The organism is Streptomyces sp. NPDC052687, from assembly GCF_040678395.1.
Taxonomy (GTDB): Bacteria; Actinomycetota; Actinomycetes; order Streptomycetales; family Streptomycetaceae; genus Streptomyces.
In genome coordinates this window covers 106,281-124,099 of the sequence record NZ_JBFATR010000004.1, presented here as the reverse complement: position 1 = coordinate 124,099, position 17,819 = coordinate 106,281, and the positions used below count along the sequence as shown (strand labels likewise).

Sequence of the window (17,819 nt, the reverse complement as noted above, 5' to 3'; positions counted from 1 at the left end):
TGGCCGGCCCACGAAAATCCCTCGGGAATCCACGTGAGGCCCGGCTCCGGGCGCCGGCCCAGCTGAGCTGAGCAGTATGTCGACGGTCCGGCGAAGAGCTACTCCCCTTCTGCGCCCTCCATCGTACGTGATCGTTTCGCAACGAACCTTTTCGCACCGAACCGCACCATGACCCTTGTCACGTCATGTGCACGTCATTAGCTTCTCACCGGGCGCACACCCGCCCGCAACACCCCACCGCGAGCATTCCCTCGCTCGCACGCCAAGACCCCCACACCGCAAGGGAGTTCGCATGCCCACACGCTACGCGCGTCGACGGCTCGGCATAGCCGCGGCGGCCGGCGCACTGCTGTCCTTCGCCGCCCTCTTCCAGGCCCCCGCCGCCTCCGCCGCCCTCCCCACCCCGGTGAGCGCCGCCACCGCCCGCACCTACCTCGCCTCCCTCCCCGTCGCCACCGAGGACCGCACCGGCTACAACCGCGACCTGTTCCCGCACTGGATCACCGTCAGCGGCACCTGCAACACCCGCGAGACCGTCCTCAAGCGCGACGGCTCCAACGTCGTCACCGACTCCTCCTGCTACGCCACCAGCGGCAGCTGGTACTCCCCGTACGACGGCGCCACCTGGACCGCCGCCTCCGACGTCGACATCGACCACCTCGTGCCGCTCGCCGAGGCCTGGGACTCCGGCGCCGACAGCTGGACGACCTCGCGCCGCCAGGCCTTCGCCAACGACCTGACCCGCCCCCAGCTGCTCGCCGTCACCGACGACGTGAACCAGGCGAAGGGCGACAAGGACCCGGCCGAGTGGATGCCGGCCCGCACCGCCTACCACTGCACGTACGTCCGCGCGTGGGTGCAGGTGAAGTACTACTACGGCCTGTCCGTGGACTCCGCGGAGAAGAGCGCGCTGCAGAACCGCCTCGCCGCCTGCTGACTCCGCCCCGGCGCCCGCTGACCGCGCCCGGCGCGCGCCCCCGCCGCGACACCCCCAGATCCCGCCCGGCGCGCGCCCCCGCCGCGACACCCGCTCACCCGTGTGCGCGGAACGTTCCCGACCGTCTCCGTCGTTCCGTACCGTACGGGACGACGGAGAGGGGACTGCCATGGCCGAACTGCGCCTCGGGCCGCTGCTGAGATACGCCGACGGCACGACCGCGACCGTCTGGGTCGAGACCAGCCGCCCCTGCGCCGCCGAGGTGCGCTGCGCCGACGGCGCCCACGGCACCGCCCGGACCTTCCAGGTGGCCGGCCACCACTACGCGCTGGTGCCGGTCACCGGACTCACCCCGGGTACGTCCACGCCGTACGAGGTGATCCTCGACGGCACGCGCGTGTGGCCGCCGCCGGACTCCCCGTTCCCGCCCTCGGTGATCCGCAGCGGGCTCACCGAGGACCCGGTGCGCGTCGTCTTCGGCTCCTGCCGCTGGGCCGCGCCGCCCGCCGACGGCAAGGACCCGGTCGGGCCCGACGCCCTCGACGCGCTCGCCACGCGCCTGGCCGCCGATCCGGACGGCGAGCGGCCCGACGTCCTGCTCCTGCTCGGCGACCAGGTCTACGCCGACGAGCTCTCCCCGGCCACCCGCCGCCGGCTGGCCGAGCGCCGCGGCGGCCTCGACGAACCGCCGGGCGCGCAGGTCGCGGACTACGAGGAGTACACCCAGCTCTACGACGAGTCCTGGAGCGACCCCGCGGTGCGCTGGCTGCTCTCCACCGTCCCCAGCTGCATGATCTTCGACGACCACGACGTCATCGACGACTGGAACACCTCCGCCGCCTGGCTCGCCGACATGCGGGCCACCTCCTGGTGGCGCGAGCGCATCCTGAGCGGGCTGATGTCGTACTGGGTGTACCAGCACCTCGGCAACCTCACCCCGTCGGAGCTGGCCGAGAACCCCCTGTACGCCGCCGTCCGGGCCACCCCCGACGCCACCGCCGCGCTGCGCGAGTTCGCCGCCCGGGCCGACGCCGACCTGGCCTCCGTGCGCTGGAGCTACCGGCGCGACTTCGGCCGGGTCCGGCTGCTGATGGCCGACAGCCGCGCGGCCCGCGTCCTCGACGAGGAGGCCCGCGCGATGCTCGACCCGGGCGAGGCCGCCTGGCTGCGCGAGCAGGCCCTCGCCGACCCCGGTTCCTGCGACCACCTCCTCATCGGCAGCTCCCTGCCCTGGCTGCTGCCGCACCTGATGCACGACACCGAGCGGTGGAGCGCGGCCCTGTGCCGGGGCGAGAAGGGCCCGCGCTGGGCGCGGCTCGGGGAACGGCTGCGCCGGGCCGCCGACCTGGAGCACTGGGCCGCCTTCCCGGAGTCCTTCGCCGACCTGGCCGGCCTGCTCGCCGAGGCCGGCTCCGGGCCCGGCGCCCCGGCCACCGTCTCCGTGCTGTCGGGCGACGTCCACCACGCCTATGTGGCCGAGCCCTCCTGGCCGGACGGCCGCGGCCCCGACGCCCGGGTGCTGCAGCTGACCTGCTCCCCCGTCCACAACTCCGTGCCCCTGTCCATGCGCCTCGGCCTCCGGCTCGGCTGGGGCGGCGCCGCGCGGTTCGTGGGGCGCCGGCTCGCCGGGCACGGGCGGCTCCCGCGTCCGCCGGTGGACTGGCGGCGCACGGGCGGCCCCTGGTTCGGCAACCAGCTCATGACGCTGACGCTGCACGGGCGTTCGGCGCGGCTGCGGCTGGAACAGGCACGGGCGAGCGGGCGGGGCGAGCGGGGCAATCCGGACGGGGCCCGGCTGGTCACGGTGGAGGAGTCGGTGCTGACCGGTCCATGAGCCCTGTACGTGGGGTCAGGGGCCGTGGCTTCGCCGGGACTTGGGGATGTCCGGGCTGTTTGGTACGTCCGGGGACCTCCCGGACCTCCCGGACCTCCGGGATCTCTCGGGTCTCCGGGACGTCCGGGATCTCTGGGACCTCCGGGATCTCTCGGGACGCGCGTTGGCTTGAGTGGCGGCCGACGGCATGATGAGGCGGACCGTCCGCTTCGGCGGCCCGTCCGCTTCGGCGGCCCGTCCGTCTCGGCGGGCTGTCCGTCTCGGCAGGTCGTCCGTCTCGGCAGGTCGTCCGCTTCGGCGGACCTCATGCTCCAACGCGCCCCACTCGCCCGGGAGTCCCCCCTTTGTCTATAGCGAACACGGAGAACAGCGCCCCCACCGCTCCGCTCTCCGTCGCCCTCGTCGGTGCCGGTCCGCGCGGCACCAGCGTCCTCGAACGCCTCTGCGCCTCCGCCCCGTCCCTCCTTCCGCCCGGCACCCGGCTCACGGTGCACGTCGTCGACCCGGCGCCGCCCGGACCCGGCCGGGTCTGGCGCACCACCCAGTCCCCCGAGCTGCTGATGAACACGGTCGCCTCACAGGTGACCCTCTTCACCGACGACAGCGTGGACTGCTCCGGCCCGATCCGTCCGGGACCGAGCCTGTACGAGTGGGCCGGCGGCGACCTCGGCCCCGACGACTACCCGACCCGCGCCCACTACGGCCGCTATCTGGAGTGGGTGTTCGCCGAGGTCGTGCGCGCGGCCCCGCCCGGGGTGCGGGTCGAGACCCACGCGGCCCGCGCGGTCGCCCTGACGGACGCCCCCGACGGCCGCCAGACCCTCACCCTGGACGACGGCCGCGTCCTGACCGGGCTCGCCGCGGTCGTCCTCGCGCAGGGTCATCTTTCGGCCACCGCCGACCCGGAGCAGCGCCGCCTCGCGTCGTACGCCGCCGCGCACGGTCTGCGCCATGTGCCGCCCGCCAACCCGGCCGACGTCGACCTGACCGGCGTGGCCCCCGGCGAGCCGGTCCTCCTGCGCGGCCTCGGCCTCAACTTCTTCGACCACCTGGCCCTGTTGACGACGGGCCGCGGCGGTCGCTTCGTACGGGAGGAGCGGCAGGGGCAGGAGGGACGTGAGGGACGGGCACTGCGCTACGTCCCCTCCGGCCGCGAGCCACGGCTGTACGCCGGGTCCCGGCGCGGCGTCCCGTACCAGGCGCGCGGCGACAACGCCAAGGGTCCGTACGGCCGGCACCTCCCGCTGGTGCTCACGCCGGAGGTCGTCTCGGGCTTCCGCAAGCGCGCGGACTCGGGCGACGCGCCGGACTTCCTCGCGGAGATATGGCCGCTGGTCGCGAAGGAGGTGGAGACCGTCTACTACGCGACGCTGCTGCGGGGCCGGGACACCGCCGACGCGGCGTCCCCCGGGCCGGATCCCGCCCGACTGGGCCTCGCCGTCCCGGACTTCACCGACCGCTTCCTCGCCGTGCCGCACGGGGACCCCGAGGAGGCGCGGCTGCTGGACGAGTGGGGCGTGCCGGAGGACGAGCGCTGGTCCTGGGAGCGCCTGGCCCGGCCGTACGGGGAACGGGAGTTCACCGGTCCGGGGCAGTGGCGGGCGTGGCTGCTGGACCATCTGCGGGAGGACGCCGCGCAGGCCGCGCGGGGCAACGTCCGCGGGCCGCTGAAGGCGGCGCTCGACGTGCTGCGCGATCTGCGCAACGAGATCCGGCTGATCGTGGACCACGCGGGACTGACCGGCGCGTCCCGCCGGGACCACCTCGACCGCTGGTACACCCCGCTCAACGCCTTCCTCTCCATCGGCCCGCCGCGCCGGCGCGTCGAGGAACTGGCCGCGCTGATCGCCGCGGGCGTGGTCGAGGTGGTGGGGCCGCGGCTGGACGTGCGGTGCGCGGACGGCGCGTGGGTGGCCCGCTCGCCGGTCGTACCCGGGTCGGAGGTGCGGGTGACGACGCTGATCGAGGCCCGGCTGCCGGAGCCGGACGTGCGGCGCACGGCCGACGAGCTGCTGGCCGGACTGCTGGCCACCGGCCAGGCGCGCCCGCACACGGTCGACGAGTACGAGACCGGTGGACTGGACGTGACCCCGCGCCCCTACTTCCTGATTGACCGTCAGGGACGCCCGCACACGCGCCGGTTCGCGTTCGGCGTGCCCACGGAAGGGGTGCACTGGGTCACCGCGGCGGGCGCGCGGCCCGGGGTGGACTCGGTGACGCTGGCGGACGCGGACGCGGTGGCGCGGGCGGTGCTGCGCCGGGCGGCGCAGGACGAGGCGGAGGACGAGGCGGAGCGTGAGGCGGAGGCGGCGGGCGAGACGGCTGCGGAACCGGGAGCGGAAGTTAAGCAATGGCTAAATGTTGAACTTGCAAGCATTGATGAGGCGCTCCTACCGTGAGGGCTCCACTCGGTTCTGTCCCCGACGGGTCCGCGCGACCCGCCCGACCGAAGGAGCCCCCACATGACCGCACGCCTCGACCGCGCGCAGCCCTATGTGATCGGCCTGTTCCGCATCGTCGTCGGCCTGCTCTTCGCCTGCCACGGCGCCGCCTCCCTGTTCGGCGTCCTCGGCGGCGCCTCGGGCGGTGACGGCGGCACCATACCCACCGGCACCTGGCCCGGCTGGTACGCGGCCGTCATCCAGCTCGTCGCGGGCGGGCTGGTGCTACTCGGCCTGGGCACCCGCGCGGCCGCCTTCATCGCCTCCGGCTCGATGGCGTACGCCTACTTCGACGTCCACCAGCCCATGGCCCTGTGGCCGCTGCAGAACAGCGGCGAGGCCGCCGCGATGTTCTGCTGGTCCTTCTTCCTGCTGGTCTTCACCGGCTCCGGCGCGTTCGGCCTGGACCGGCTGATCGCCAGGCGTTCCGCGCGGACGGAGACCGGGACGGAGTCCGCGGAGCGCAAGCCCGCGGTCGCGGCGTGACGCCCTGACGGGCACGCACCGGCGCCGGAACGCCGTGCACCTCGTCGGCCCCGGACACCGCGCTCCGGGGCCGCCCCGTACGCTCGTGGGGCTTACGGGGGACAACGGGGAGTAACGGTGCTGGAGAGTGTGGGGTCGCTGACCGGCAGCCCATGGATCTACGCGGTGGTGGCCGTATCGGTCCTTTTTGATGTGTTCCTGCCGGTACTGCCCAGCGGGGTGCTGGTCATCATGGCGGCCACCGCGGCCGCGGCGGGCACCGGCGCGGCGACCGGCGAGGTCCCGCACGACGTGCCCGACATCCTCGTGCTGACGCTGTGCGCCACGACCGCGTCCGTCGCCGGCGACCTCGTCGCCTACCGCCTCGCCTGGCGCGGCGGCGACCGGCTGGACCGCGCCCTCGCCCGCTCGCCCCGCCTGAGCCTCGCGCAGGAACGTCTCGGCACGGCGCTGTCCCGCGGGGGCGGCGCCCTCGTCGTCCTGGCCCGCTTCGCGCCCGCCGGCCGCTCCGTCGTCTCCCTCGGCGCCGGCGCCGCCCGCCGCCGCGCCCGCGACTTCCTCCCCTGGTCCGCCCTCGCCGGCCTGTCCTGGGCCACCTACAGCGTCGCCCTCGGCTACTTCGGTGCCCACTGGCTGGGCGCCACCTGGCTGGCGACGGGCGTGTCCGCACTGGCACTGCTCGCGGCGGGAGCGGCGGCGACGTATCTGGTGCGACGGACGTAGCGCATACGCGAGCGCGTCTGAACCGGCCCACACCTCAGACGGCCGGTCCGCGCCTTGGACCGCCGGTCCGCGCCTTGGACCGCCGGTCCGCGCCTGGGAAAGCCGACCCGCACCTCGGACAGCCGGCCCGTGCCGCAGGCAGCCGGCCCGCACCTTGGAGGGCCGACCATCCCGCAGACAGTCCGCCCGAGCCACGGGCAAATGACTGCTGCGGATCATCCGCAGGGGCACCGGATCGGTGGTGACCTGGCGGCGGGCCCAGATGGCGCTGCTGTCCACACAAGGCATGCCCGTAGCGAAGATCGCTGAGGTGTCGTTCACCAGCGCCGACCGGGTCCGGGACGTGATCCACAACTTCAATGCCGACGGCTTCGACTCGCTGTACCCGAAGTACAAGGGTGGCCGGCCCAGGACTTTCACGCTGCCCGAGCGCCGCGAGATCAAGAAGATCGCGACGTCCAAGCCGACCGAGCACGACCTGCCGTTCTCCACCTGGAGCTTGACCAAGCCGGCGGACTTCCTGGTCGCCACCTGGTGGAACCGGATCGAGGCCCAGTTCACGGCCCTGCGCTACTTCACGCTCGACGGCACGGACCACGCTGACCACAAGGAACAGGGCAGCATGATCCGCCGCTACGTCATCTGGCGAAACCGCCACGCCGACGACCGGCACCTACGCGCCGTCGTCGACCGGGCCGACACTGCCTGAGCCGGAAGCGCTATACGCCGGTGGTGCCGTCGATGCGTTCCCGGAGCAGGTCGGCGTGGCCGTTGTGGCGGGCGTACTCCTCGATCATGTGGACGTAGATCCAGCGGAGGCTGACGTCCTGCTCCATGAAGCGGCCGGTGTCGGTCAGAGCGCGGTCGGCGCAGTGCTCGCGGGCGCGGGCGATCTCCGCGTGCCAGGTGGCCAGAGCGTCGCGCAGGGTGGCGCCCTCGGCCAGCTCGAAGCCGCCGTCGGGGGCATCGGGGTCAGCCTGCGGGTCGTAGATGGGCGGGGCCTGTTCTCCGGCGAGCACTCGGCGGAACCAGTTCCGCTCCACCTCCGCCATGTGCTGGACGAGGCCGGTCAGTGTGAAGGCGGACGGCGGCACGGATGCGACGGCGGCCTTCTCATCGTCCAGGCCCTCGCACTTCATGGCGAGGGTGGTGCGATGAAAGTCGAGCCAGCTTTCGAGCGTGGTGCGCTCGTCGGCGTTCAGGGGTGGCATAGGGCGTTCGATGATGGCCATCGGTCGATTATCGCCAGCGGCCGAACCCGTCGACAGGCAGGACCTCACAACAGGGCGAACGTTGCCTGAGGCGGCACTAGCCCGCGCTGCGGGCGGGGCGGCCGCGTACCTCCAGTCCGGACAGCAGCTCGGCCGTGGCCTCGGCGATGGCCTCGACGGCGTGGTCGAAGACCTCCTGGTTGTGGGCGGCCGGCGCCCGGAAGCCGGACACCTTCCGCACGTACTGCAACGCGGCGGCCCGAATGTCCTCCTCCGTCGCCTCCTCGGGCAACGCGGGCGGACGAAGCGTCTTGATACTCCGGCACATGGCTCCAGTGTCCTCCTCCCCCGGCGGGCCCGTCCCCGCCTTCCGCAACCGGGCTGTCCGCACCCACACCCGTCTGCCATGATCACCACCGAGGCGGCCACCGGTTCCGGGGCCGACCAACGAGAGGAGCCACTCGTGGCACACACCTTCGCCGTGCTCGGTCCCGGCGGCGTGGGCGGCCTGCTCGCCGCCCTGCTGTCCCGCGCCGGCCACCGCGTGATCTGCCTGTCCGGCGAGGACACCGCCCGCGCGCTGCGCACCGGCGGCCTCCGCGTGCGCAGCGCGCGCTTCGGCGACTTCACCGCCCGCGTCGAGGCCGGCACCGCGCTGCGCGAACCGGTCGACGCCTGCCTGATCACCGTCAAGCACACCGCCCTGGACGCCGCCCTCACCCGCCTCCCGGCGGACCCGGACGTCCTCGGCGACACCCTGCTCGTCCCCTTCCTCAACGGTGTGGAGCATCCTTCCCTGCTCCGCGACCGCCACCGCCCCGACCGGGTCGCGCCGGCCGTGATCCGCGTGGAGTCGACCCGCGTCGCGCCCGGCGAGATCGAGCACGGCAGCCCGTTCGCCGAGATCGACCTGACCGGCGACGCGGTCCCGCGCGCCCGCCTCGACACCCTCGCGGCGGTGCTCACGGCGGCCGGCCCCGCCACCCGCGTACGGGACGACGAGGCGGCGACGCTGTGGGCCAAGATGTCGTTCCTGGCGCCCTTCGCCCTGCTCACCACCCGGTACGCGGTCCCGCTCGGCGAGGTCCGCACCCGGCACCGCGAGGAGCTGACGGCGCTGGTCGAGGAGACCGCCGCGGTGAGCGGCGCCTGCGGCGGACCGGGCGACCCGGCCCAGGCCCTGGCCCGTTACGACGCCTTCCCGCCGGCCACCAAGTCCTCCATGCAGCGCGACGCGGAAGCCGGCCGCCCGCTGGAACTGGACGCGATCGGCGGGGCGTTGCTGCGCGCGGCACAGCGGCACGGCATTCCCGTACCGGTCACGGAGAAGCTGGTACGGGCCCTGCGCGACGCCGGCCACTGAGGCACCCGGCGGCCACGGCCTCCCCGTCCCCCTCCCACCCCGCCTCGCGCCCGACCCCCTCTCTCACCCCGCCTCGCGCCCACCCCCTGCCTCACCGCTCAGCTCGGACCGCCAGTCATTGCATCTGATCCAGTGCCCTTTCGGGTATTCGAAGTCGACGGGGCCGAGCAGGGTGAATCCGGCCCGCTCGCACACCTTGTTGGACGCCGGGTGCGTCGTCGCGGGAAAGGCGTGCAGCCATCTGTGCCGCCCGGCGGCCCGTGCCTCCCCGACGACGGCGCGGGCCGCCCGCGCGGCCAGCCCGCGTCCCTGGAACTCGGGCAGCACCGCCCAGCCGGTCTCCCACACCGTCCCGCCCCGCCACTCGCGCTCCCAGAATCCGATCGAGCCGACGGTCTCCTCCCCCTCCGCGAGCACCACCCGGTACATCCGCCCCACGCTCAGCCCGGCATACCGCCGGTGCCGGCCGGCGAGCTGCTCCTCGCTCTCCGGTCCGCCCAGGTGCTCGGTCATCTCGGGGCTGTTGGTCCTGCGCAACAGCCAGAAGTCGTCTTCCCCCCACGGCACCAGCCGCACGTCACCGTCCATACCGCCACGGTAGGCGCCGGCACTGACAAGGACCCGGCTCGTTCCACTCGAAAGCCGGGTCCTTCCAGGCGTGGGCGTCAGTCGTTGGAGCAGTAGTTGCCCGTCGCGGGGTTGCCCAGCCCGCCGACGTTGATGGAGTTGCCGCAGACGTTCAGGTCCAGGTCCACCGGGATCTGGATGACGTTGCCGGACAGGACGCCGGGCGAGCCGACGGCCACGCCGTAGGCGCAGGCGCCGCTGCTGCCGCAGACGCCGTCGCCGCCCTTGCCGCCCTTGCCGCCGTCGGTGTCGGCGGTGGCGGTGGCGGTGGCGGTGGCGGTGGCGGCCCCGCCGAGGGCCAGGGCGGCACCGGCGACGACGGTCACGGCGATCCTCGGGATAGTGCGCCCGTTCTCTCTCCTCTGTCGGAAAATGAGGGATGTGCCCCGACTCTGTGCAGCCTCCGACGCGCACCGCCGCCATTGCTCCCCCGAACGAGCGAAGTCACTCGCGACCCAAAATCGAACAGGCGTAGCATTGGCTCGTGGCTACGACCTATGACTTCCCCAGCGACCTCCGCGCCGGTCAGGAGGAGCTGCATCAGGTCCGGGCCGAACTGTCGGCCCTGCTGAAGCGGCTCCCCTGGTCGGTCGAGCCTCTGGACGGCTTCAGCGACGACGGCGGCTGGCGCAAGGTGGAGCGCCCCGCCTCCCCCGGCTGGTCCGCCGACGAGCAGGCCGAGGTGGAGAAACTGCGCCGCCGCGAGCACGAACTCGCGGTCTTCGTCAGCACCCACCGCTACTGGTCCGAACTCTCCGGCTCCGACCGCGTCGAAGCCCGCTCCCAGCTGAAACACGCCCACGAGACCCCGGAGGGCCCGGAGGACGCGGCGGACTCCCGCCCGAGCTGAGCCGGCGGGCGCCGGAACACGGCCGGAGCGGCCGGAGGGCCCCCGTGGACAGCCCGGAACCGCCCTGCACGGCGCCGGGAGCGGCGCGGAACGGCGCGGAACGGCGAAGACCCCGGCCGATGACGCGGCCGGGGTCTTCGTGCGGTGGGCGCGGACGGTTTCGAACCGCCGACATCCTGCTTGTAAGGCAGGCGCTCTACCCCTGAGCTACGCACCCGAGAACGAGTCGACAGCCTACCTTGCCCGGGGCACTGCCCCGCAAACCCGGGGACGGAGGGGACGGCCGGGGCTCAGGGGCGGGCATCGGGGATCTCCGGGGGTTATCCCCACCCCGGTTCAGGGAGCGTCCCGGATGCCCCGGCGGGCGGCGGATCCGTACGGTCGAAGCACATCGCAGCCGCAAGGGCGTCCCGCCGCGGCCCGACCCAGGGGGAGACCGTCATGGCCCGTTCCGTTCCCGTTCGCGCGGCCCTAGTCGCCGGTGCCGTCGCACTGCTCGTCGTGGGGCTCGGCGCCTGTTCCTCGGCCGGCGACGACCAGGACCCCGAGACGCGCTCCTTCGCGCTGGAGGGCACCACCCTGACCGTGGACGCGGAGGACTCCGCCCTGGAGATCGTCGCCTCCGACGAGCACGCCGAAGGCCGGATCGAGGTCACCCGCTGGTTCGACGGCTCGGTGGTGGCGGGCGGCGACCCGAAGCCCACCTGGGAGCTGCGCGACGGAAACCGGCTGGTGCTGCGGGAGGACTGCTCCGGGTTCATCTCCGACTGCTCCTCCAAGCACCGCGTCGAGGTGCCGCGCGGCATCCGGGTGAAGGTGGAGAACGGCGACGGCAGCGTCCGCGCCGCCGGGTTCGCGGACGCGCTGAGCATCCGTACGGCCGACGGATCGGTGCGGGTCACCGACGCCACCGGCCCGCTCGACCTGCGCACCGGCGACGGCTCGGTCCGCGTGGAGGACGCCGGCGGACCGCTGCGGGTGCACACCGAGGACGGCTCCATCCACGCGGACGTCGACTCCCGCGAGGTCCGCGCCCGCACCGGCGACGGCTCGGTGCGGCTCGAACTGGGCGCGATACCGCACCTGGTGGAGACCCGCAGCGGCGACGGTTCCGTCAGCATCGACCTGCCCCGCGCCGCCTACCGGGTGGCCACCGAGACCGGCGACGGCTCGGTCGACGTGTCGGTCCCGCGCGACGACTCCAGCGGCCATGTGGTCTCCGCCCGCACCGGCGACGGCAACGTCACGGTCCGTACGGTGAACTGACGGGCCCGTGTGTTCGTCCTCAACCGGTGGGAGAATGACACCGGGCAGGGCGGATGACAGCACGGGAGAGGGATGTGACGGCGACACCGCAGCAGCCGTACTCGCCGTCGATGCCGCGCGGGCGCCATCGCGCCACCCGGCCGCGAGCCCCGCGGTCCGCCGCCGTCCGCGACACCCTCGCCCTGATCGCCCTGCCGCTCGTCGCCGTGCTCGCGCTGCCCGGTGCCTTCACCGGGGGCGGCACCCGGCGGTGGTTCGGCGGGCGGGCGGAGAGCCAGCGGGCCGAGGCGCAGGCCGCGAAGGACGCCGCCGCCGAGGCCTTCTACGAGCTGGACACCGCCCAGCGGGACCTGCATATCTCCATCGAGACCATCGCCGCCGTCGACGACTCCCCCGCCGCCCGCCGGGCCGGCGCCGACTTCGCGGAGCTGGGCCGGCGCATCGACGAGGCCAGCCACCGGTACATCCAGGCGGTCGACGCCCACGACCTCGACCGCGACGACCTCGAGGCCTCGGCCGCCGCCCGGGCCCGCACCGAGCTGACCGCCGCCAAGGACGAGCTGACGCTGGTCAAGAGGGACCTCGACCGGTTCGCGGAGGGCCTCGGTCCGCTGCTCGGCAAGGCCGAGACCCAGCTGGCCCGGCTCGCCCCGGCCGTCGAGCGGGCCCGCCAGGCCCTGCTCGCCGCCTCCGACGCGCTGGACACCGTCCGGGGCTCGGGGCTGAAGGCCGACGACCTCGCCGCCCGGCTCGCCGCGCTCGCGCCCGAGCTGACCAAGCTCAACCAGGGCGCCGGACAGCACGGCGTCCCGCAGACCCTGGAGCGCGCCGAGCGGGTCGCCCGCGAGGCCGAGACGATCCGCACGCAGGCCGAACGGCTGCCGGAGCGGGCCGCCGAGATCGACCACCGGCTGGTGTCCCTGCGCACCCGCGCCGAGGCCCTGACCACCCGCGCCGGGCAGGTGGAACCGATCCTGAGCGAGCTGCGCCGGCGCTTCACGCTGGCCTGCTGGCAGGACCTCCAGCGGGTCCCCGAGCAGGCGGCGCAGACCCTCCGCCAGGCCGAGGCCAAGCTCCGCGAGGCGCAGGCCGCGCGCGACGCCCAGCGCTGGCCGGACGCCACCGCGCTGCTGTCGACGGCACGGGCGCTGCTGAACTCCACCGACGAGGCCGTCTCCGCCGCCGGGGACCGGCTGCGGCGGCTGAACGCCGTGCAGAAGGACCCGCAGGCCGAGATCGACCGGACCCGGTTCGCCATCCGGGACGCCCAGCGGCTCGCCATGGCCGGCCGTCACACCCCCGACCCGCGCCACGCCCGCCCGCTGGACGACTCCGTGGCCCGCCTGGAGCGCGCCGTCGCCGGCCTGGACGGGCGCCACCCCGACTACTGGCACTTCCTCGGGGAGACGGAGGCGGTGCGGCAGACGGTGGCGCGGGTGGTCGCCCTGATCCGCGAGGAGCGCGCGGCGAGCACCGGTCACTGACCCCGCCCCCCGACGGCCCGGCGGTCCCGACAGCCCCGGCACCCCGGTCCGGTGTGGTGGCGCCGCCTCCGGCGGAGGCGGATATTGGTGAACGAAAGGGATGAACGTGCCGCCCGCTGACGCCCGAGGGAGGCGGATATGGCCACACACGCAGTGCACAGGGGATCGCGGGGCCGGATCAGCTTCAACGACCATCTGCCTGTCGACCACCGGCTGAACCGGGTCTACCGGATCGGCGCGGGCCTGATGGGCCTGGTGCTGATCGCGTTCGGCATCCTCGGCCTGATCGACAAGGTGGGGTTCTTCGACACGCGCGGGGACCAGGTCGCCGGGCTCAACACCAACGGCGCGCTGAGCGTGCTGTCGATCTGCGTGGGGCTGCTGCTGTTCGTCGGCATGGTCATCGGCGGCAACTTCGCCTCGACGCTCAACATGATCGTCGGCGTGGCCTTCATCCTCAGCGGCTTCCTGAACCTGGGCCTGCTGAACACCGAGCACAACTTCCTCGCGTTCCGCATCCAGAACGTGCTGTTCAGCTTCGTCTACGGCGTGGTGCTGATGACCTTCGGGATGTACGGGCGGGTCGGCTCGGCCCTGCCCGCGGACAACCCGTACTTCCGCGCCCGCCATCCGGAGCTGGCCAGGGAGGTCGACGAGGACCGCGTGCAGCGCGCCGAACAGCGCCCGAAGGCGCTGCGTCCGCCGGAGGCGGACCGTTAACCTGGGCGCATGCCACGCTATGAGTACCGGTGCCGGACCTGCGGCGACACATTCGAACTGAGCCGTCCGATGGCGGAGTCCGCGCAGCCCGCGGCGTGCCCTGCCGGGCATGACGACACGGTGAAGCTGTTGTCGACGGTGGCGGTGGGCGGAACCGCGTCCGCCCCGTCCGCCGCGCCCCGCGCGACAGGCGGCGGGGGCGGCGGCTGCTGCGGGGGCGGCTGCTGCGGATAGCACGACACCCGCCCGCGGACCCGTGTCGTCCACTGGCCCGTCGCCGCCCGCGGGCCCGTCGCCGCCCGGAGGTGCGTCGCCGTCTGCGGGTGCGTCGTGGCCGGTCGCGCAGTTCCCCGCGCCCCTAGGGGGTTCCCCGGTGGGCGGGACTGTGTTCGCCCCGGCCGCCACGCCCCGCGCGGCAAGCGGCCCGGGCGGCGGCTGCGGGGGCTGGTGCTGCGGATAGCACGACACCCGCCCGCGGACCCGTGTCGTCCGCGGGCCCGTCGCCGCCCGCAGGTGCGTCGCCGTCCGCGGGCCCGTCGTGGCCGGTCGCGCAGTTCCCCGCGGCCCTGGGGGTCGCGGTTCGGGTCGCTCTCAGTAGTTCTCGCAGGATGCGCTCGCCCGCCAGTACCCCCCGTTCCGGCAGGGCCGTGACCGTGGGGGCCGTCCAGTCGGTGTCCGCCAGTTCGCCGTGGCCCGGGCGCCAGGCGCGGTCCGCGGCGAGGAGCAGGTCGGCGTCGAGCAGCGAGTCGCCCGCGGCCAGCGTCAGCTCGGCGCCGGTGCGGCGGGCGACCTCGTGCAGGGCGGCGCTCTTGGTGAGCGGCTTCGGCACGGCGTAGATCTTGCGGCCCTGCAGGGAGACCGTCCAGCCGCGGTTCTCCGCCCAGACGGCCAGCTCCTTCACCCACTCCTCGGGCAGCAGCTCCCGTTCGACGACGAGGTAGGCGAACAGGTCCTCGGCGACCCGGTGCTTGCGCACCCACGCCGGGTCGGCCGTGGCCAGCAGATGGGCCCGCACCTCGTCCAGCGAGGCGCACTCGTCGGCGAGCCGCGCCCTCACCCGGGCGTGCCAGGCGGGGTCGGAGACACCGTCCACCAGCAGATGGCCGCCGTTGGCGCAGATGGCGTAGGCGGGCGGCGGGCCCGGCAGGCTGATGCGCTGGTACTGCTTGCGGGTCCGGGTCGTGGCCGGGACGAACACCGCCGCGTCCCCGAGGTCGCCGAGCAGCCCCGCCGCGGTCTCGGTCAGGTACGACAGCGGTTTGCTCTCGTGCACCTCGACGCACAGCAGCCGGGGGGCCCGCGCGTCCGGCATGGTCAGCGACAGGGCCGCCGCCGAGTAGATCAACGTGCGGTCCAGGTCGCTCGCCACGAGCACCGGCATCAGACGGCCACCGCCTTTCCGTCGGCGCCCGTCGCGCCGCGTGTGAACTGGGGATGGATCAGCCCCACGCAGGTGTAGGGCAGCTCGGCGACCTCCTCGACCGGCACCCCGCGCTGCTCGGCCAGCAGCCGCACGTGGTCCAGGTCCGCGCCGGCCCCCGCGCGCGCGAGGATCTTCCACGGTACGCGGCGCAGCAGCACGCGCGTGGTCTCGCCGACGCCCGGCTTGACCAGGTTGACGTCGTGGATGCCGTACTCCTCGCTGATCCGCTCCACCGCGGCCCAGCCCTCCCAGGTGGGGGTGCGGTCGGCGGCGAGCAACTCCTTGACCTGCGCGTCCACCGCGTCGTCGGCCTCGGCGAAGCGGGCGGAGACCGCGTCGAGGAAGGCGGCCGAGACGTCCGCGCCGGCGAGTTCGCGGTAGAACTTGGCGCCGTGGTAGTCGTGCGGGCCGACCAGGTCGGCGCGCAGCACGGTGCGGGAGATCAGCCCGGAGACCGTGGAGTTGAGGCAGGCGGAGGGGATCAGGAAGTCCTCGCGGGTGCCGTAGGTGCGCACGCACGAGCCGGGGTCGGCGAGCACCGCGATCTCCGGGTCGAAGCCGGTGACGCCCTCCGCCTTCTCGAACTCCTGCAGGGCCGCCGCGAGTTCCCGGGTGATCGCGCCCTTGCCGGTCCAGCCGTCGACGAACACGACGTCGGCCGGGTCGTGGTGGGCGGCCAGCCAGCGCAGCGCGTTGGCGTCGATGCCGCGGCCGCGCACGATGGAGACCGCGTAGTGCGGCAGGTCGAGGCCGTGGCGGTGCTGCGCCCAGCGGCGCATCAGGATGCCGACGGGGGTCCCGGCGCGGGCCAGCGAGACGAGGACCGGGCGCGGGGACCGCTCGGCGAGCACGGTCTCGGTGACCACGCCGACGGCGGTGGCGATCCGGGCGGCCGAGGCGTCCAGCGCGGAGTGGAACAGCCGCTGGTAGTCCTCGCTGGGCTGGTACTCCACCGGCAGCGACTCGGCGTAGTGGGCGCCGCCGCGCTGGATGGCCTCCTCGCGCTCCTCGGTCGGCGCCTCCAGCGTGACGTCCGACAGGTCCTGGAGCAGCCAGCCGACCTCGTCGGGCGCGTACGAGGAGAAGGCGGGGCCGCGGAGGGGCTCGGGCAGCATGGCGGGCCTTTCGGGGGCCGTCGCGGCCCCGGGGACGTACGACGGGACGACCGTCAGCAGGACGTGCGGGATGTGCTCGGCGAGCCGGGCGAGCAGGCCGTCGGGGGCGTGCAGCGCGGGGGTGTCGGCGGCCGAGTCGACGACGGCGACGACGGCGTCGAAGTCGGCACCCGCGACGTTGTAGGCGTAGCGGTCGCCGGGGCCGTCGGCCGGGTCGTCGTGGGCGGGGAAGACCAGGCGGGTGCGGATCGCGTAGCCCGGGTCGTCGACGGCGAGGACGGGTGAGCGGGTGGTGGTGGAGAAGCGTATCTCCGCCCCCGGCCGGAGTCGTTCCAGCTCGTGGGCGAGCCGGAGCGGCGCGTACATCAGCTCTTCGAAGCCGAGCACCAGCACCCGGCGGGCCCCGCCGGGCAGGGCGTCGGCGAGTCGGGCCGCCATCGCGGGGAGGGCGGCCTCCAGCCGGGTGCGGTGTTCGGGGGTGAAGCCGTGGCGGCCGCCGTCGGGGAGGCCGGGGGGCCATCGCAGGTCGACTCGGGTGACACGGCCGTCGGGTGTCCGCGGACCGGCGGGGGCCGGTCGCGCCCCTGGCTCGGGGTCGTACTCGGCGACCAGAGCCTGCCCCTTCTCCAGCACCCCCTCGGGAAGCTTCACGGTGCCCGAGGCCGTCGTCACCAGGTCTATCCGGGCACCTATCTCCTCGGCGAACGCCTTCAGGCGCCCCGCGTCCGCCGCCGAGCGCATGTCGACGAGGGCGACCACGACGTAGTGCTCGCGGGGGTGGCGGGCGTGCAGGTCGCGGATGGTGTTGAGGACCGTGTTGCCGGTGGAGAACTCGTCGTCGACGAGGACGAGGGGGCCGGAGCCCGCGAGCAGGGCCGGGTCCTCGGGGAGCAGGAGGTGGCTGGTGGCGTGGGAGTGGGACTCCTCGAAGCCGCCCGCCGGGGTGAGGCCGGCCACGGGGCGGCGGGTGGAGTGCAGGAAGGGGGCGAGGGCCAGGCCGTCGGCGACGGAGTGGCCGAGGCCGGTGGCGGTCTCCGCGTAGCCGAGGACGACCGCCCGGCGGGCCGCGTCGTCGCCCAGCAGGGCGCGGACCCGGCGGCCGAGGGCGAGACCGTGGCCGTAGACCACGGACGGTGACTGGGGCACGTGCTTGCCGAGCACGTTCGACACCAGCAGGTGCGCCCGCTTGGGGTTGCGGCGCAGCGCGAGTCCCAGCAGGTCGGTCAGCCGGTCGTCGCCCATGAGTTCGAGGCCCAGCCGCTGGGCGACCCAGCTGCCGGACCAAACCCCGTCGTTCACTGCCTTGTTCATGCGTCCCTTGAATAGAGGCCCAGGAGGC

At 74.0% G+C, this 17,819-nt stretch carries 17 protein-coding genes, 1 tRNA gene and 1 pseudogene; 12 read left to right on the top strand and 7 right to left on the bottom strand.

Annotated elements, in window-relative coordinates; translation table 11 throughout:
• Positions 1-292 precede the first annotated feature (292 nt).
• From AB0K92_RS06790 to AB0K92_RS06765, 6 genes are all read left to right on the top strand, one after another.
• The gene (locus AB0K92_RS06790) at positions 293-937 is read left to right on the top strand and encodes an HNH endonuclease family protein (protein ID WP_365920104.1); all 645 of its coding nucleotides are present in this window, start codon (positions 293-295) and stop codon (positions 935-937) included.
• A 169-nt stretch (positions 938-1,106) separates the two neighbouring features.
• Entirely contained in the window at positions 1,107-2,771 is a 1,665-nt protein-coding gene (locus AB0K92_RS06785) for an alkaline phosphatase D family protein (protein ID WP_365920102.1), read from the top strand.
• A gap of 344 nt (positions 2,772-3,115) precedes the next feature.
• Positions 3,116-5,170 carry an FAD/NAD(P)-binding protein gene (locus tag AB0K92_RS06780; RefSeq protein WP_365920100.1) on the top strand — a complete coding sequence of 685 codons (2,055 nt, stop codon included), beginning with the start codon at positions 3,116-3,118 and terminating at the stop codon, positions 5,168-5,170.
• Between the two features lie 63 nt (positions 5,171-5,233).
• Positions 5,234-5,698 carry a DoxX family protein gene (locus tag AB0K92_RS06775; RefSeq protein WP_365920098.1) on the top strand — a complete coding sequence of 155 codons (465 nt, stop codon included), beginning with the start codon at positions 5,234-5,236 and terminating at the stop codon, positions 5,696-5,698.
• 117 nt (positions 5,699-5,815) lie between these two features.
• Positions 5,816-6,421 carry a VTT domain-containing protein gene (locus AB0K92_RS06770; RefSeq protein ID WP_365920096.1) on the top strand — a complete coding sequence of 202 codons (606 nt, stop codon included), beginning with the start codon at positions 5,816-5,818 and terminating at the stop codon, positions 6,419-6,421.
• A gap of 205 nt (positions 6,422-6,626) precedes the next feature.
• Positions 6,627-7,130, top strand: coding sequence for a helix-turn-helix domain-containing protein (locus AB0K92_RS06765; RefSeq protein WP_365920342.1), 504 nt, complete (start codon positions 6,627-6,629; stop codon positions 7,128-7,130).
• A 10-nt stretch (positions 7,131-7,140) separates the two neighbouring features.
• On the opposite strand, the gene AB0K92_RS06760 is transcribed toward AB0K92_RS06765, so the two are convergent.
• Positions 7,141-7,653, bottom strand: coding sequence for a DinB family protein (locus AB0K92_RS06760; protein WP_365920094.1), 513 nt, complete (start codon positions 7,651-7,653; stop codon positions 7,141-7,143).
• A gap of 76 nt (positions 7,654-7,729) precedes the next feature.
• Complete coding sequence (locus tag AB0K92_RS06755; protein ID WP_365920092.1) at positions 7,730-7,960, bottom strand: DUF2277 domain-containing protein; 231 nt, start codon at positions 7,958-7,960, stop codon at positions 7,730-7,732.
• A 135-nt stretch (positions 7,961-8,095) separates the two neighbouring features.
• Here AB0K92_RS06755 and AB0K92_RS06750 point away from each other — a divergent pair, with 135 nt between their 5' ends.
• The gene (locus AB0K92_RS06750) at positions 8,096-8,995 is read left to right on the top strand and encodes a 2-dehydropantoate 2-reductase (protein WP_365920090.1); all 900 of its coding nucleotides are present in this window, start codon (positions 8,096-8,098) and stop codon (positions 8,993-8,995) included.
• A 63-nt stretch (positions 8,996-9,058) separates the two neighbouring features.
• Here the strand turns inward: AB0K92_RS06750 and AB0K92_RS06745 are convergent, their stop codons facing one another.
• Together AB0K92_RS06745 and AB0K92_RS06740 are read right to left on the bottom strand one after the other, a co-directional pair.
• Positions 9,059-9,583, bottom strand: a complete 525-nt coding sequence (locus tag AB0K92_RS06745; protein ID WP_365920088.1) for a GNAT family N-acetyltransferase — start codon at positions 9,581-9,583, stop codon at positions 9,059-9,061.
• A gap of 77 nt (positions 9,584-9,660) precedes the next feature.
• On the bottom strand, positions 9,661-9,948 hold the full coding sequence (locus tag AB0K92_RS06740; RefSeq protein ID WP_365920086.1) for a chaplin: 288 nt from the start codon (positions 9,946-9,948) through the stop codon (positions 9,661-9,663).
• Between the two features lie 158 nt (positions 9,949-10,106).
• Between AB0K92_RS06740 and AB0K92_RS06735 the strand changes: the two genes are divergently transcribed.
• Positions 10,107-10,472 (top strand): hypothetical protein, encoded by a 366-nt coding sequence (locus AB0K92_RS06735; protein WP_165997954.1) that lies wholly within the window; start codon positions 10,107-10,109, stop codon positions 10,470-10,472.
• Between the two features lie 145 nt (positions 10,473-10,617).
• On the opposite strand, the gene AB0K92_RS06730 is transcribed toward AB0K92_RS06735, so the two are convergent.
• Positions 10,618-10,689, bottom strand: a tRNA-Val gene (locus AB0K92_RS06730).
• A 224-nt stretch (positions 10,690-10,913) separates the two neighbouring features.
• On the opposite strand from AB0K92_RS06730, the gene AB0K92_RS06725 reads away from it, so the two are divergent.
• From AB0K92_RS06725 to AB0K92_RS06710, 4 genes are all read left to right on the top strand, one after another.
• Complete coding sequence (locus tag AB0K92_RS06725; RefSeq protein WP_365920084.1) at positions 10,914-11,738, top strand: DUF4097 family beta strand repeat-containing protein; 825 nt, start codon at positions 10,914-10,916, stop codon at positions 11,736-11,738.
• 74 nt (positions 11,739-11,812) lie between these two features.
• Complete coding sequence (locus AB0K92_RS06720; RefSeq protein WP_365920082.1) at positions 11,813-13,222, top strand: hypothetical protein; 1,410 nt, start codon at positions 11,813-11,815, stop codon at positions 13,220-13,222.
• A gap of 138 nt (positions 13,223-13,360) precedes the next feature.
• Positions 13,361-13,942, top strand: a complete 582-nt coding sequence (locus tag AB0K92_RS06715) for a DUF4383 domain-containing protein (RefSeq protein WP_365920080.1) — start codon at positions 13,361-13,363, stop codon at positions 13,940-13,942.
• Positions 13,943-13,951: 9 nt separating this feature from the next.
• Positions 13,952-14,176 carry a zinc ribbon domain-containing protein gene (locus AB0K92_RS06710; RefSeq protein WP_365920078.1) on the top strand — a complete coding sequence of 75 codons (225 nt, stop codon included), beginning with the start codon at positions 13,952-13,954 and terminating at the stop codon, positions 14,174-14,176.
• Positions 14,177-14,531: 355 nt separating this feature from the next.
• Here the strand turns inward: AB0K92_RS06710 and AB0K92_RS06705 are convergent.
• Together AB0K92_RS06705 and AB0K92_RS06700 are read right to left on the bottom strand one after the other, a co-directional pair.
• Positions 14,532-15,323, bottom strand: a pseudogene (locus AB0K92_RS06705) (HAD family hydrolase); the annotation flags it as partial.
• Positions 15,323-17,791 carry a phosphoribosyltransferase gene (locus AB0K92_RS06700; protein WP_365920076.1) on the bottom strand — a complete coding sequence of 823 codons (2,469 nt, stop codon included), beginning with the start codon at positions 17,789-17,791 and terminating at the stop codon, positions 15,323-15,325. The gene AB0K92_RS06700 and the pseudogene AB0K92_RS06705, both read right to left, overlap by 1 nt.
• Positions 17,792-17,819 lie beyond the last annotated feature (28 nt).

What these genes read in the sequence shown, in the direction of transcription:
- AB0K92_RS06790 (WP_365920104.1), top strand. Translation starts at nt 293, where the DNA reads ATGCCCACACGCTACGCGCGTCGACGGCTCGGCATAGCCGCGGCGGCC.
- AB0K92_RS06785 (WP_365920102.1), top strand. Translation starts at nt 1,107, where the DNA reads ATGGCCGAACTGCGCCTCGGGCCGCTGCTGAGATACGCCGACGGCACG.
- AB0K92_RS06775 (WP_365920098.1), top strand. Translation starts at nt 5,234, where the DNA reads ATGACCGCACGCCTCGACCGCGCGCAGCCCTATGTGATCGGCCTGTTC.
- AB0K92_RS06760 (WP_365920094.1), bottom strand. Translation starts at nt 7,653, where the DNA reads ATGGCCATCATCGAACGCCCTATGCCACCCCTGAACGCCGACGAGCGC.
- AB0K92_RS06755 (WP_365920092.1), bottom strand. Translation starts at nt 7,960, where the DNA reads ATGTGCCGGAGTATCAAGACGCTTCGTCCGCCCGCGTTGCCCGAGGAG.
- AB0K92_RS06745 (WP_365920088.1), bottom strand. Translation starts at nt 9,583, where the DNA reads ATGGACGGTGACGTGCGGCTGGTGCCGTGGGGGGAAGACGACTTCTGG.
- AB0K92_RS06725 (WP_365920084.1), top strand. Translation starts at nt 10,914, where the DNA reads ATGGCCCGTTCCGTTCCCGTTCGCGCGGCCCTAGTCGCCGGTGCCGTC.
- AB0K92_RS06715 (WP_365920080.1), top strand. Translation starts at nt 13,361, where the DNA reads ATGGCCACACACGCAGTGCACAGGGGATCGCGGGGCCGGATCAGCTTC.
- AB0K92_RS06710 (WP_365920078.1), top strand. Translation starts at nt 13,952, where the DNA reads ATGCCACGCTATGAGTACCGGTGCCGGACCTGCGGCGACACATTCGAA.
- AB0K92_RS06700 (WP_365920076.1), bottom strand. Translation starts at nt 17,791, where the DNA reads ATGAACAAGGCAGTGAACGACGGGGTTTGGTCCGGCAGCTGGGTCGCC.